Genomic DNA, 13,127 nt, shown 5'->3' with positions numbered 1-13,127 from the left:
GCAATAAGCAATGGCAGAACCGCAGGATCCTTCCGCGGCTGTGCCTACCAACCCCACGGTCGGGGCCGGTTCAACCGGTCCCGACCGTTCGGGCGTTGGTGGGAGACACCGTGCACCGGAACCGCTAGAAGAGCCGTCGGCATCCGAGGCAGCAGGGACATCCCTGACCAAGGTTCTGCCTGACCTTGCAGCTACTCCACCCCCACCGACCTCGCCCCCGCCTGCGTCGGCCGACAAGCCGAAGAAGCGTCGACGAGTTCCGGTGTGGGCGTTTGTCGCACCGTCGCTGATCGTTCTCGCCGTCATCATTCTGTATCCGCTCGGACGAGCGATCTGGATGTCGATGCACAGCGACGGCAAGAAGCTCGATCCCGAGACCGGCATGTTCGTCACCGGTCAGTTCACGTGGTTCGACAACTACAAGAACTGGATCACCCAGTCCTGCAACACCGCCAACGGCTCGATTCCCTGCCCGCCCGGCACACTCGGATCGCAGTTCTGGCAGTCGATCGGAAATACGTTCGGCTTCACCGTCGTCACCGTCCTGCTCGAGACGGTGATCGGTCTGTCGATGGCGTTGATCATGGCCAAGACGTTCCGCGGACGCGGTTTGCTCCGCGCTTCCGTGCTGATTCCCTGGGCCATCCCCACCGCCGTCACCGCGAAGCTCTGGTTCTTCATCTTCGCCAACGACGGCATTGCCAACAAGATCCTCGGCACCAACATCCTGTGGACGGCGGACCCCTGGCCGGCGCGATTCGCGATCGTCGTCGCCGACGTCTGGAAGACCGCGCCGTTCATGGCGTTGCTGATCCTCGCGGGTCTTCAGATGATTCCAGCCGACGTCTACGAGGCCGCCAAGGTCGACGGTGCGACGGCGTGGCAGCGGTTCCGCATGATCACGCTTCCGCTGGTCAAGCCCGCACTCATGGTGGCGGTGCTCTTCCGCACGATGGACGCTCTGCGGATGTACGACCTGCCCGCGATCATGATGGGATCCAACCCGGCCACCTCGACCATCTCGGTTCTGGTGGTCGATCAGATGCGCGTCGGCGCCAATTCGGCGTCGGCACTGTCCACCATCACGTTCCTCATCATCTTCGCTGTGGCCTTCATCCTGGTCCGATTCCTCGGAGCCAATGCGGTCAGCACGCAGGAAAAGCAGCGGAAGGGGGAGCCGGTATGAACAAGGCACTACGCGGCAAGATCGGCACCTACATCGGCGTCGTACTGATCATCGTGTGGGGACTCGCTCCCTGCTACTGGATGATCGTGACGGCGCTGCGCGACCCGGCGGACACGTTCTCGACGTCGCTGTGGCCCACCAATCTCACGCTCTCCAACTTCACCGCGGCGCTCGATCCCGACGCCAAGGTGAACTTCACCCGTGCACTGATGAACAGCCTCATCATCGCGGGCGCGACCACGCTGATCGCCTTGGTCATCGGCGTGTTCACGGCGTACGCGCTCTCGCGTTTCGATTTCCGTGGCAAATACTTCGTCACCGGAATCATCCTCGGCGCGTCCATGTTTCCGGTTGTCGCCCTCGTGACTCCGTTGTTCCAGTTGTTCACCGACATCGGCTGGATCGGCAGCTACAAAGCGCTGATCATCCCGAACATCTCGTTCGTGCTGCCGCTGACGGTCTACACGCTGACGTCGTTCTTCTCCGAACTTCCGTGGGAGCTCGAGGAGGCGGCGCGTATCGACGGCGCCACCCGTGGCCAGGCCTTCCGTCTGATCATGCTTCCGCTCGCCGCGCCGGCACTGTTCACCACCGCGATCCTCGCCTTCATCGCAACGGTCAACGAGTACCTGCTCTCGCTCCAACTCTCGAGTGACAAGACCGCACCCGTCACCGTGGCGATGGCCAAATTCTCCGGAACCGACCCATTCGTCACGCCGTACACCTCGATCATGGCCGGCGGAACCCTCGTGATGGTCCCGCTGGTCATCATGGTTCTCATCTTCCAGCGACGCATCATCGCCGGTCTGACCGCAGGCGGCGTCAAGTCGTGATGCGGGCTTCGGGCGCACGGTTTCGATGAGGCGGGCTTCGCGTGCCCAGCGTATGGAGCTGATTGCCGGCTTCATCTCGGTCTTCGCCCTCATGGCGTTGATCGGCGCTGTGGTCGCGATCGTCAAGGGCGACCCCGGCGTGATGCCGTCTTTGGTGCTGCTCGGTTGCGTCGTCGCTCTCGGGCTGGCGTTCCGCGGATATCGGAACGCGGTCCGAGCAGAACGTCGCGAGTAGCCAGCCCGGTAGGGTGACATTTCGGTATCGCAGTTGCCGGGAGTTATCTGATCGAGATATCACCCTGGTGGAATGGTGCCGGTAAGTCCGGATCCACGACCGGGAGTGTTGAGTGAGTCCATCGAACAGATCGAGTGCGACGGGTGGCGATCAGTCGTCGGCTCGATCGGGCAAGTCGGCTAATTCGCCCCGGTCGAACAAGTCGGCCAAGCCCGCGAAAAAGCAGCGCTCGAAGTGGCGGTACGTCCGGCGGACCATCTACGTGCTCGTGCTCCTGATGGTCATCGTGCCCGCGTCGGTTTTTGCTGTCGCGTACAGCCGGACCGACGTCCCGCGCCCCTCTGACATGCAGACCAATCAGGTGTCCACCATCTACATGGCCGACGGCACGACCGTGCTCGGCAAGGTAGTGCCGGCGGAGGGAAACCGCACCGAGGTCGCGTTGTCGGCCATCCCGATTCACGTCCGCGATTCGGTGCTCTCGGCGGAGGATCGTAACTTCTACACCAACCCCGGATTCTCGATCTCCGGATTTGCTCGCGCTGCCCGCGACAACGTGATGGGCAAGGAAAGCGCCGGCGGTGGCTCGACGATCACTCAGCAATACGTGAAGAACGTCTTGGTCGGTGACAAGCGCAGTATCGACAGGAAGCTGCGTGAGCTCGTCATCTCCGCCAAGATGGCGCGCGAATGGTCCAAGGACGACATTCTTGCCGCGTATCTCAACACCATCTACTTCGGTCGCGGTGCGTACGGCATCGCCGCCGCGTCGAACGCGTACTTCGACAAGCCGGTCAGTGAGCTGAGCGTCGAGGAAGGCGCAGTTCTCGCGTCCGTCATCCAGAGCCCGTCGTTCCTGGACCCCGAGACCAATCTGTCCGCGCTGCAAGCGCGCTGGGACTACGTTCTCAACGGCATGGTGGAACTGGGCAGCCTGACCAAGACGGATCGCGACGCGATGCAGTTCCCGGCCGTCGCCCCCGCAAATCGGCCGACCGATCTGAACCAGGCGCCAGGACCCGAAGGCCACATCAAGACCCAGGTACTCAAGGAACTGGCCGAGGCCGGTATCAGCGACCAGACGCTGAACACCGCTGGTCTGCAAATCACGACAACCATCGACCCGGTTGCGCAGGAAGCTGCGCTGAACGCCGTCAGGCGGAATCTCGAGGGCGAGCCGGAAGACCTGCGGACCGCAGTAGTGTCCATCGACCCCAAGACCGGTGGCGTCGACGCCTATTACGGCGGTGACGACGGAGCGGGATTCGACTACGCCCAGGCGCCGCTGCAGACCGGTTCAGCGTTCAAGGTCTTCGGCCTGGTCGCAGCATTGATGGAAGACATTCCGCTGTCCGCACGGTTCGACAGTTCACCGCTCACGATCAACGGTGTGACCATCGGAAACGTCGGCGGCGAATCCTGTGGTCGATGCACCATCGCCGAGGCACTCAAGCGTTCGCTGAACACCAGCTTCTACCGGTTGATGCTCTCGATGGAGAACGGTCCCCAGAAGATCGCCGACGCCGCCCACCTGGCCGGCATCCCCGAGCACATTCCCGGACTCGACTACCCGACGCTCACACAGGAGGGTGGTCCGCCGGAGAACGGAATCGTGCTCGGCCAGTATCAGTCTCGCGTTATCGACATGGCGTCCGCTTACGCGACGCTCGCCAATTCCGGTGTGTACCAGCAGCCGCACTTCATCCAGAAGGTCGTGACGGCCGAAGGTGAAGTCCTGCTCGATCGCCCGGTCTCTCCCGGTGAGCGTCGTCTCGATGCTGCCGTTGCCGACAACGTCACGCAGGCGATGCTGCCGATCGCGTCGTACTCGAACGGTCACGCGCTTGCCGGTGGACGCCCGTCTGCAGCCAAGACCGGTACCGCGCAGTTGGGTGACACGGGCCAGAACAAGGATGCGTGGATGGTCGGTTACACGCCGTCGCTGTCCACCGCGGTGTGGATCGGAACTTCCGACGCTCAGGCCATCACCAACTCCTACGGTGGTTTGATCTACGGCTCCGGAGTGCCTGCGGACATCTGGAAGAGCACGATGGACGGCGCGCTGAAGGGATCCGACTGGGAGAGCTTTCCGTGGCCGGACCCCATCGGCGGGCAGGCCGGCGTTCCCGCGAACTCCGGCGTGACCTCGGGGGACGGGACGGGCACGCCCACGACGGGCGCGGTCGCTCCCCCGGCGCCCATCGAGGTGCCCGGCCTACCGCCGATCGAAGTACCGCCGCTCCCCCAGTTGCCGCGTCAGATCGAGATCCTGCCGGGCATCGTCATCCCACTACCGGGCTGACAAGCAGCGCCCGATTTCCGGTTCTCAGGCCTGATCGTCGAAGAGACCGAGTTGGGTGGGCGCTGCATCCTTGGCGGGCAGTACGACGACGCGCAGTCCGCGCCTGAGGTTGCGGATCGCGTGCGTCCACGCGCGCTTCTCGCCCGCACACAGGTCGGTGTCGTCGTCCTTGCGGCGGACGGACTCGGTCAACGCCTCGTGCCAGGCAGTCTCCTGCTCCTGGCTGATCCGCAGGTAGTCGAGAATGGTGTCGCGGTCGTGCTCACAGATCACGGCAACCTCTTCGGCGCTGAGCTCGCCCGTTCCGTCTGCGTCGAGTTCGAGGAGCGCCATGAGAGCCGGCGGAAATTCGTGGCACTCGTGTGACTCGTATTCGGCACCGGGATCTTCGTGCTCGGAGGCCATGCCGTCGTTGAAGGCGGTGTCTCCGGTTGCGCGGATGGGTTGCCCGCCCAGTTCTTCGGCGAGTTCGTCGGATGCTTCGGCCAGTTCGGCGAACGAGCGCAGAGCCCGCAGCAGGTGCTCGGCGACGAAGGGTGCGCCGTCCACGCGGACCACGCCCAGCACACTCTGCTCGACGAGAATGAGCTTGATGGTCGGCCATTGCCGATTGAGCTGAGCAAGAATTACAGCAGCGTTCTCGAGGTTCTCCACCGAATGCACGACCCGCGAGAACACCTCCACGTACTCGTCGTCCTCGAGGACACGAACATAGGTGACCTGCTCACCGCGGACCAGCGGGATGTCGCCGTCGTCGTCACGCTTGGGCGGATGACCGAGAAGGCGCTCGACGGCCCCGTCGACCAGGATCCGCAGCATGTCGCCCGAACCCGAGGGAGCGTGAGACGGCGTCGTGGCGAACGCCGGCGTCGACTCGCGCCCACTGGTGCTGGCACGCAGGAACGACGGGTGCGCAATGCTCCACATTTCACGGAAGACGCGCAACACCTTTGTCACCAGCTCCTCGGGACGAGCGCGGTCGACGTCGATGTAGAAGGACATGGACCCATTGCCCTCGGGTTCGTGCTCGCACAGATCGGGAGCGTTGAACCCCATGTCGAGCAGCGTTGAATGGTCTTCCGGTTCGAGCATCCGCATTGGATGCAGAAACCTGTTGGAAGGAACTTCACAGCGCACGGAGGTCTGGTTCCATGCGAAGAACTGGATGCACGCGGGTGCGTCGGCCAGTTCGTCCATGCTGTCGTAATGCGACTCCACCACGAGGGTGTCGTCGTCCTCCATCACGGAGATGTAGCGAGCGAGATGAGTCTCGAAAGTAGTCCAGGCACTCAGGATTTCCAGATCGAAAGTATTGTCCGACATCGTCGCTCCTCTGGTCCGGGGGCGCATGGGGCCCTACCGACGACTCGCCGAAACCCCTGCTTTTCAAACCCCGCCTACGACGTTAGTCGTGGGGTCCGACAGTGACAGTGTTCGTAGGATCCGAGTGACCGTGTTTCAGTCAGGGGATTATCTTCCGAGCCTGCAGATTGGCGAAGATGTCGAGGAACATCGCTTCGGTGTCGACGTGGCGGTGAAATCCGAACCGCCGAGCTTTCGATCCGTCAGCGAAAAAGTCGTAGTCCCATCCGAATACGAAGTCACCGAACCCCCAGGACGAGACATCGGAATACGGGGTCCGAGCAAGGTGGTGTTCCTCGACGAGTTCATCCCACACCGACTCCTTGTCCGCCATTGCGACATCGAGGGACATCGGGAGCGGAGGTGCGACGTCCATGTCGAAGAAGGCTGCGATCTTCGGCCACATCTCCTGCCAGCGGAACAGGTCGCCGTTGTTGATGTTGAACGCCTGATTTGCGCACTCGGGGTTGGTCGCGGCCCAGACCGTCGCTTCGGCCAGGAGTCCGGCGTCGGTCATCTCGATCAAGCTGGTGTACGCGCCGGGTTTGCCGGGGAATCGGAGTGGGACACCCAGTTTCTTCGAGATGGTCGCGTAGACGGCGATGACCATCGCGAGGTTCATCGGGTTACCCAGTGCGAATCCGGAGACGACCGAGGGTCTGATCGCCGACCATGTCCACGACTTGCCGAGCTGCCGACGTTCGAGGAACTGCTGTTGGTCGACGTTGAACTCGGGTGGCATGTGCGGTGGATCGCTCTCGCGGGCCGGAGTTTTGAACGGTCCGAGGTGTGCCCCGTAAACCTTGTAGCCCTGCATCAGGCTGACGTGCTCGAGTCCGCCCGCAACGGGCTCGATGGCGTCGAGAGTGTTGACCAGCATCGCCAAGTTGGGCGGAACCAGCTCGGCCCATGTCGGGCGGTCTTGATAGGCGGCGTAGAAGACATGGGTGACGTCGTCCAGTCCGCTCAGTGCTGCTGCGGTCTGTGAAGGATCGAGCAGGTCGACTGCGATGTGTTCGACCCGGTCGGCGTCCGTACCGCCTCGCCGCGAGAGTCCGATGATCTTCCATTCTCCGGTCGACTCGAGGTGATCGATCAAGTTCCCACCGATCACGCCTCGGGCTCCGACCACGAGTGCCACTTTGTCGTGCTGCACCATTTCAGCCTCCCATTGGTATATCGCGATGTTGCGATATAGGGAGTGAACCACACATATCGGCATTTCGCGATCTAGCGGTATGATCTCGAACATGGAAGACGCAACAACCGAGTGGGAAACGGCGTTCAAGGCGCTGGCCAACCCGATGCGTGTGCAAATCCTGCAGTGGTTGAAAGACCCCGGGAGCTTTCCCCCTCAACTCGAGCCTGCCGAGGAGGTCGGAGTGTGCCTCAAGCACATTCAAGCGAGGGCGAAGGTGTCGCAATCGACGGCGTCTCAGTACATGGCCGCGCTCCAGGCCGCGGATCTGGTGACCACCACACGAATCGGTCAGTGGCGGCATTACAAACGAAACGAGCAACAGATCGAGAAGCTTGCTGCATTCATCAGGCAGGGTTTGTAGGTACCAGCACCTGACCGATCCCTCCGGGGCCGCCAACGTTGTGGCAAAACCTCACATCGCCGGCGCCGTCGGTATGTGCATTGTGGTCGTTTCTCGGGTTGCTCGTTGTCCTTACGCTCGGCAGAGGGTACTGGCAAGGAGAGGCGTGCGATGAGTCGTGAGAGCTGGGTGGGCCGTGATGCCCGATCCATCGCCGAGGCCGTGCGGTCGGGTCAGGTGTCGGCGCGGACCGTCGTCGAAGAACATCTCGCACGGGTCGACGAATGCAATGTCGAACTCAACGCACTGGTCACCGTGTGCGCCGAGGAGGCTCGCACGGCCGCGGATTCCCTGGACGAGCGACGCCTTCTCGGTGAGACACTCGGCCCCCTTGCCGGGGTTCCGTTCACGGTCAAGGACCTGATCGCCACTGCCGGCGTGCGCACCACTGCCGGTTCTCGCACTCTGGCGGACAACGTCCCGGCCGTCGACGCCCCGGCCGTCGCGGCATTCAAGGCTGCCGGTGCGATTCTGATCGGCAAGACCAACACCCCGGAATTCGGCGCGTGCGGCCTGACTCGAAACGAACTGTTCGGAACCACGGCCAGTCCGGTGCGACCGGACGGCGTCGTCCGGTCCCCCGGCGGATCGAGTGGCGGCGAGTCCGCGTCGGTTGCTGCCGGAATGAGCGTGCTCGGACTCGGTACGGATTTTGGTGGCTCGGTGCGTTGGCCCGCCCACTGCACCGGCCTCACTTCGGTTCGCCCGACGCTCGGCCGTATCGACCCTGAAGGGCAATACCCCGGCGTGCTTTCGGATGGACGGGTACTCGCCAATCCTGCGACGATGCACGGCACGATCCAGACCATCGGCCCACTGGCCCGCAACCTCGGTGATGCGGCGCTTGCGTTGCGCGTCCTGTCGATGCCGCATTTCTCGTGGAGCGAGCCTGATTCGGTCGACGTCGACGACCTCGACATCCGCTGGGCCACCGGCGAGGGAACGATTCCCGTCGACGAAGAAATCCGGTCAGCGGTTCGGACGGTGGCGATCAGCCTGGACGCGAGCGAGTACGACGGTCTGGCTCTGCCGCGGGCCAACGCGCTTTTCGGCGCGTTGCGATCGGTCGAGACCCACGCGGACATCCACTCTCTCGCCGCAGGTTCAGCGCACTCTTTCGACGCGGACATCACCGCCATGCTTGCGGCAGGCCGTGATCGCAGTTCCGCCGAGGTGGAAGCGCTGTGGGCGGATCGTGCGATGTTGATCGCCGACTTCCTCGACGAGATGGGCGACGTCCTGATTCTGCCGGTTGCGTCGGTGCTCGCTCCGCCGCTCGGTGTGGAGAGCTTCGAGGTGGGCGGTCGCAAACTCACGTGGATGGACGCGCTCGCGAGTTGCCGGGCGATCAGTGTGCTCGGCCTTCCGTCGGTCGTGGTTCCGGTAGGACTCTCCCGCAACGGTTTACCGGTCGGAGTGCAAGTGGTGGCCCGGCCGTTCCACGAGCATGTTGCGCTGTCCGTGGCGGCGCGAATCACGTCGAATGCGCAAGCTCTAGTCTGACTTCCATCTTTCGGTTTCGGCTGCGAAACGTGTTGCGTACGAGTCGGCAAGGTCGTGAAGAGTGGTGACGCAGTCGCCGTAGTACGTCGGTGCATGCATGGTCGCCAGAATCCGCGGCTCGAGGTCGGCCAGGGCACGGATCGTGGGTTCGAGATCCGGGGTGAGGCAGGTGGCGTGGCCCAAGTCCTCGGCTTCCAAAGCGGGACCGACGATTTCGTGCTCGGTGGTCGCGGGGTGGTGCCCGAACGCGGTGAAGAGGTCTCCGCAGAACAGCGTCGACGTCGTCTCCTCGAACATCAGGCCCGCGTCCCAACCGTGTGGGACGTGTGGGGTGTCGATGTGCCGGACTCGGCGGCTGCCGGTTTCGAGTACGTCGCCGTCCTGCAAGGGAAGTGGCGCCCGATCGGCCAGATCGTTGACCTGGACGAAGCACCCCATCGCACCGTGTGCAACTTGCGCTTCGGGGGCCGCCGCAAGCCAGGAGTTCATGGACCCGCATTCGTCGGCCTCGACGTGACCGAACGTGATCCATTTCAGACGGTCGATGTCGATCAGCGTGGAGAGTGCGTCGGAAGCCGAGGTGAACAACGCTCGCTGCCCGGTGTGGAAGAGCAAGGGTTCCTCGCCGTCGACGAGAAACTGGTTCATCGTGAGGTTCGCTTCGTCCACGAAGGTCGACAGTCGGTAGATGTCCGGCGCGATTTCGGTGATCGTGGTGGTCATCGCTGTGCTCCGATCAGGGCTGTTGTACATGTCGAGCTGTCTTCTCCAGCCTTCTCGCCGCCCCGCGCCTGCACAAGGTTCTGGACGTGCTTACGGCTCTGCAATAGTGGAGGACGTGTTCGTACTGCTGCTGACAGGCCCGCCGGGCGCGGGGAAGAGTTCCGTGCTGACCGCGCTTCACGATCGACTCGGCGAGGCCGGGGTGAGCAACGCGATGATCGAGGTGGACGAACTCGAGCGGTGCTATCCGCCGCTGGGGACCGAACGGGCAATCGCACACGTCGGGATGTTGTGCGCGTCGTACAGGGAAGCGGGGTACGAACTCCTGTTCCTCACGGCGACCGTCGAAGACGACGACTACGGGCATGCCTTGCTGGCCGCGTCCGGCGCCGAGGGGCACCTGCTGGCACGCCTCGAGGCCGATCCGGATACGTTGCGCACCAGAATCATCGAACGTGAACCGGCCGGCTGGGCCGGGTTGGACGAGTTGGTGGAGGCGTCACAACTGCTGGCCGGTTCGATGCCGACGCTCAGTGGAGTCGACGTGGTTCTGAGCACCGAAGGCCGCGATCCCGAAAGTGTTGCCGACGATCTGGAAGCGGCTCTGCGAGAACACAGTCCGTCGCTTCTAGCTGTCGGTGTTCAGAGCGGTGACCACTGAAGCGAACATCGTCGACTTGATTGCCCCCAGTGTGCCCGCATTCTTCGGGCCGATCGGTGCAACCATTTCGATGGCCTTGGCGGTCAAAGCGTCGACGGATGCGGTGAAGTCCACCAAACCGGCTGCGAATGCGTCACTTCCGCCGTATCGCCGCCCCGTGGTCATGGCGACGATTGCCGACGCCGGGCTGAGTTTGGCCTGGATGAGAGCTGCCATTCCTTCGGTGAAGGGGATGTTGATGTCCACCTCCGGGAAGCAGTAGTAGCCGCGATCATCGCGCATGACGCGGTAATCGTGCGCGATGCCGAGCATGGCGCCGGCTCCGAAGGCGTGGCCGTTGATCGCCGCGACGGTGGGCATGGGGAACGTCAGCATCCGGGCGAACAGCGACTGCACCTGCTGCACATACCACTTCGCCTTGTCGCCGTTCGCGCCCAGCCAGTCGAGGTCGAGTCCGTTGGAGTAGAACTTGCCCGTCGCCGTGGTGACCAGGGCATGTGCGCCTTCACTCAGAGTCTGGTCGAGCAGCTTGTCGACGGAATCGAGCCAATCCGGCGAGAATCGATTCTCGTCCTCGCCGAGATCGAGAACGGCGATCTTGTCTTCGAAGCGCAGAGTTGCGGTCATGATTGGCCTTTCCTGTTGCGTGGCTTGGGCAGTGGTGGGTCGAGATGCAGAACCGCTCGAACGGCGGCATCCAACCGCGCGCGTGCTGCGGCGTCGGGGACTCGCCAACCGTCGGCGCGTTTGGCGGGATGGATGAGCAGTCCGGTAGGCAGGCCGACAACACAGGCCTCGATTGCCTCGACGGCTCGGCCGTCCTTGCGGCCCCAGAGCGCGGTCGACAACCGGATGAACAACTCGACCAGAGACCGGTCGAGTTGTGTGAGTTGCTCGGCGATGTCGGCAGGGACGTCAGTGCCGAGCAGTTCGTCGCGCTGGATCGTCAACAGCAGCAACGCGGATTGTGGGTAGTCGAGCGCGAAGACAGCCGGAACTTCGGCGGCTGCGACGACGGCGGAAACCGCCGAAGTCGGCGACGGGTCCGCGAGAGCGTCGTCCACTCTCGATTGTTGAAGCGCGAGAAATCGTCGCGCAGCACGCAGCCACGCGCTACCGACCAGTCCACTGCGAGAGCCGAATGCGTGATAGATCGCCCCGTTGGATACACCGGTGGCGTCGGAGACTGCCCGGACCGTGACAGCGCTCGGTCCGGCAGTGGCGGCAAGTTTTTCGGCAGCGTCGAGCAGGGTGTCGAGGTCGTGGACGCGTGGCCGAGGCATGAACGCACAGTAACAGAGCGTCTGCTCTGTTACTGGCTGCGGTCAGATCACCGAATTTGCGCGAAGATCCTCGATCTCCTCCGGACGCAGGCCGAAGTCGGTGAGTACGTCGTCGGCGTCACCGCCGAGAGTCATGGGTGGCGCAGTCCTGACGGGAAGAGTCTTGCCGTCCACCCAGAACGGTCCGCGGACAACGGGAATCGACGTTCCGTCGGCGCTCTGGGTCTGCTCGACCATCTGCAATGCCTCGACCTGCGGGTCGGAGAACACCTGATCGATCGAATGGATGGGGCCGCAGGGGATTCCGGCACCGCGGATCTCGGAGATCCATTGCGCTGCGCCCTTCGTGGTCAGTAGGTCCTCGAGTTCTTTGGTCAGTTGGTCTCGGTGCGCCAAACGTTCTTTACCCGTGGCATATTCGGTACGGAAGGCGAGCTCGGGGTCACCGAGTACCGAGCACAGTGCGATCCAGTGCTTGTCCGAGCCGGTGGCAATGTTGATCGGGAAGTCGGCAGTGTCGAAAGCGCCGTACGGCGTGATCGTCGGGTGCGTATTGCCGTTCGGCGTCGAAACCCGCCCGGTGCTCAGGTAGTCCTGCGCCTGGAAGGTCATGATCGAGATCGCGGATTCCAGCAACGAGGTCTGCACGCGGTGCCCACGACCGTCGCGTCCGCGCGAAGCCAGTGCCGCCGTGATTCCCAGTGCCGCGTAGATGCCCGAGACCGTGTCGATGATGGGGATACCGACCCGCATCGGGGTCTGTTCCCCGGCACCGGTGACCGACATCAGCCCGGACATGCCCTGGGCCACCTGATCGAGTCCGGGCGCGAACTGGTCAGGGCCCACCGGGCCGAAACCACTGATGCTCATCACGACGAGCCCTGGATTCTCCTGCTCGAGCGAGTCGGGATCGAGCCCCATGTCGGCCAGTACTCCCGGACGGAAGTTCTCGACCAGCACATCTGCGTCGAGGGCCAGGCTGCGAAGCAGTTTCCGCCCGCGGTCACTGCGCATGTCGATGGCGATCGACCGTTTGCCGCGGTTCACGGAAGCGAAGTAGAGGCTTCGATCGCCGTCGAACGGCGGCCACTGACGCGAACTGTCGCCGGAGCCACGGGTTTCGACCTTGACCACGTCGGCGCCGAAATCCGAGAGCAGCGACGTGCACAGAGGCCCCGCGAGAGCACGGGTGAGGTCGAGAACTTTGATACCGCTGAGCAATTGGTCCATGGGAGAAACCTCGGTTCTGTGGTGTGCAACGTCGCCCACTCGATCCGTCGCACCATCTGCGTGAATTGCCGCTGCAGTGATCGTCGGAGAGGGGAAGAATGAAGGTCAGGCCTGCTTTCGGCTGGGCTCGGTGACAACACTGGTCGAGAGCGCAAGGTGATGCGACGGCGACATTGCACAACTGCAGGGCCCGGATTTAGGCGCATTG

General features: G+C 63.3%; 13 protein-coding genes. 7 read left to right on the top strand and 6 right to left on the bottom strand.

All coding sequences use genetic code 11. The features are described 5' to 3' along the window. Window positions 1-10: 10 nt before the first annotated feature. The 4 genes from P3G66_RS28810 to P3G66_RS28795 all read left to right on the top strand — a co-directional run bounded on the left by P3G66_RS28810 (window position 11) and on the right by P3G66_RS28795 (window position 4,556). The gene (locus tag P3G66_RS28810; RefSeq protein ID WP_007735224.1) at window positions 11-1,186 is read left to right on the top strand and encodes a sugar ABC transporter permease; all 1,176 of its coding nucleotides are present in this window, start codon (window positions 11-13) and stop codon (window positions 1,184-1,186) included. Further along, window positions 1,183-2,019 (top strand): carbohydrate ABC transporter permease, encoded by an 837-nt coding sequence (locus P3G66_RS28805; protein WP_003946046.1) that lies wholly within the window; start codon window positions 1,183-1,185, stop codon window positions 2,017-2,019. Before P3G66_RS28810 ends, P3G66_RS28805 begins: the two co-directional genes overlap by 4 nt. Window positions 2,020-2,044: 25 nt before the next feature. Further along, on the top strand, window positions 2,045-2,254 hold the full coding sequence (locus P3G66_RS28800; RefSeq protein WP_019746112.1) for a hypothetical protein: 210 nt from the start codon (window positions 2,045-2,047) through the stop codon (window positions 2,252-2,254). Window positions 2,255-2,366: 112 nt separating this feature from the next. After that, window positions 2,367-4,556, top strand: coding sequence for a transglycosylase domain-containing protein (locus tag P3G66_RS28795; RefSeq protein WP_075835009.1), 2,190 nt, complete (start codon window positions 2,367-2,369; stop codon window positions 4,554-4,556). A 24-nt stretch (window positions 4,557-4,580) separates the two neighbouring features. Here P3G66_RS28795 and P3G66_RS28790 read toward each other — a convergent pair whose 3' ends face one another. Beyond that, window positions 4,581-5,879 (bottom strand): hypothetical protein, encoded by a 1,299-nt coding sequence (locus tag P3G66_RS28790; protein WP_276117461.1) that lies wholly within the window; start codon window positions 5,877-5,879, stop codon window positions 4,581-4,583. 139 nt (window positions 5,880-6,018) lie between these two features. Beyond that, window positions 6,019-7,077 carry an SDR family oxidoreductase gene (locus tag P3G66_RS28785; protein ID WP_276117460.1) on the bottom strand — a complete coding sequence of 353 codons (1,059 nt, stop codon included), beginning with the start codon at window positions 7,075-7,077 and terminating at the stop codon, window positions 6,019-6,021. A gap of 91 nt (window positions 7,078-7,168) precedes the next feature. On the opposite strand from P3G66_RS28785, the gene P3G66_RS28780 reads away from it, so the two are divergent. Both P3G66_RS28780 and P3G66_RS28775 read left to right on the top strand, forming a co-directional pair. Beyond that, window positions 7,169-7,480: a metalloregulator ArsR/SmtB family transcription factor gene (locus tag P3G66_RS28780; RefSeq protein WP_007735219.1), complete on the top strand. Its 312-nt coding sequence runs from the start codon at window positions 7,169-7,171 to the stop codon at window positions 7,478-7,480. A 150-nt stretch (window positions 7,481-7,630) separates the two neighbouring features. Beyond that, window positions 7,631-9,022, top strand: coding sequence for an amidase (locus P3G66_RS28775; protein ID WP_118605737.1), 1,392 nt, complete (start codon window positions 7,631-7,633; stop codon window positions 9,020-9,022). Here the strand turns inward: P3G66_RS28775 and P3G66_RS28770 are convergent. Next, window positions 9,014-9,745, bottom strand: a complete 732-nt coding sequence (locus tag P3G66_RS28770; protein WP_003946042.1) for an MBL fold metallo-hydrolase — start codon at window positions 9,743-9,745, stop codon at window positions 9,014-9,016. The two genes, P3G66_RS28775 and P3G66_RS28770, sit on opposite strands and share 9 nt — an antisense overlap. A 115-nt stretch (window positions 9,746-9,860) precedes the next feature. Between P3G66_RS28770 and P3G66_RS28765 the strand changes: the two genes are divergently transcribed. Next, window positions 9,861-10,406, top strand: a complete 546-nt coding sequence (locus P3G66_RS28765) for a hypothetical protein (RefSeq protein WP_276117459.1) — start codon at window positions 9,861-9,863, stop codon at window positions 10,404-10,406. On the opposite strand, the gene P3G66_RS28760 is transcribed toward P3G66_RS28765, so the two are convergent. Genes P3G66_RS28760 through P3G66_RS28750 form a run of 3 tightly spaced genes read right to left on the bottom strand, consistent with a single transcriptional unit; the run spans window position 10,374 to window position 12,919 of the window. Continuing rightward, complete coding sequence (locus tag P3G66_RS28760) at window positions 10,374-11,033, bottom strand: enoyl-CoA hydratase-related protein (protein ID WP_276117458.1); 660 nt, start codon at window positions 11,031-11,033, stop codon at window positions 10,374-10,376. The genes P3G66_RS28765 and P3G66_RS28760 overlap by 33 nt on opposite strands. Continuing rightward, window positions 11,030-11,689 (bottom strand): TetR/AcrR family transcriptional regulator, encoded by a 660-nt coding sequence (locus tag P3G66_RS28755; RefSeq protein WP_003946066.1) that lies wholly within the window; start codon window positions 11,687-11,689, stop codon window positions 11,030-11,032. The genes P3G66_RS28760 and P3G66_RS28755 overlap by 4 nt, the downstream gene beginning before the upstream one ends. A 42-nt stretch (window positions 11,690-11,731) precedes the next feature. Continuing rightward, window positions 11,732-12,919: a CoA transferase gene (locus P3G66_RS28750; RefSeq protein ID WP_276117457.1), complete on the bottom strand. Its 1,188-nt coding sequence runs from the start codon at window positions 12,917-12,919 to the stop codon at window positions 11,732-11,734. Between the last annotated feature and the right edge of the window lie 208 nt (window positions 12,920-13,127).

It is taken from the genome of Rhodococcus sp. C3V (genome assembly GCF_029269915.1).
Lineage (GTDB): Bacteria > Actinomycetota > Actinomycetes > Mycobacteriales > Mycobacteriaceae > Rhodococcus_F > Rhodococcus_F qingshengii.
The sequence above is the reverse complement of the archived record's forward strand: the minus strand, read 5'-3'. Positions and strand labels throughout refer to the sequence as shown.

Bases quoted from the DNA above. Each gene is read 5' to 3' on its own strand.
- P3G66_RS28810 (WP_007735224.1), top strand. From the start codon at position 11: ATGGCAGAACCGCAGGATCCTTCCGCGGCTGTGCCTACCAACCCCACG.
- P3G66_RS28805 (WP_003946046.1), top strand. From the start codon at position 1,183: ATGAACAAGGCACTACGCGGCAAGATCGGCACCTACATCGGCGTCGTA.
- P3G66_RS28800 (WP_019746112.1), top strand. From the start codon at position 2,045: ATGAGGCGGGCTTCGCGTGCCCAGCGTATGGAGCTGATTGCCGGCTTC.
- P3G66_RS28790 (WP_276117461.1), bottom strand. From the start codon at position 5,879: ATGTCGGACAATACTTTCGATCTGGAAATCCTGAGTGCCTGGACTACT.
- P3G66_RS28785 (WP_276117460.1), bottom strand. From the start codon at position 7,077: ATGGTGCAGCACGACAAAGTGGCACTCGTGGTCGGAGCCCGAGGCGTG.
- P3G66_RS28780 (WP_007735219.1), top strand. From the start codon at position 7,169: ATGGAAGACGCAACAACCGAGTGGGAAACGGCGTTCAAGGCGCTGGCC.
- P3G66_RS28775 (WP_118605737.1), top strand. From the start codon at position 7,631: ATGAGTCGTGAGAGCTGGGTGGGCCGTGATGCCCGATCCATCGCCGAG.
- P3G66_RS28770 (WP_003946042.1), bottom strand. From the start codon at position 9,745: ATGACCACCACGATCACCGAAATCGCGCCGGACATCTACCGACTGTCG.
- P3G66_RS28760 (WP_276117458.1), bottom strand. From the start codon at position 11,033: ATGACCGCAACTCTGCGCTTCGAAGACAAGATCGCCGTTCTCGATCTC.
- P3G66_RS28755 (WP_003946066.1), bottom strand. From the start codon at position 11,689: ATGCCTCGGCCACGCGTCCACGACCTCGACACCCTGCTCGACGCTGCC.
- P3G66_RS28750 (WP_276117457.1), bottom strand. From the start codon at position 12,919: ATGGACCAATTGCTCAGCGGTATCAAAGTTCTCGACCTCACCCGTGCT.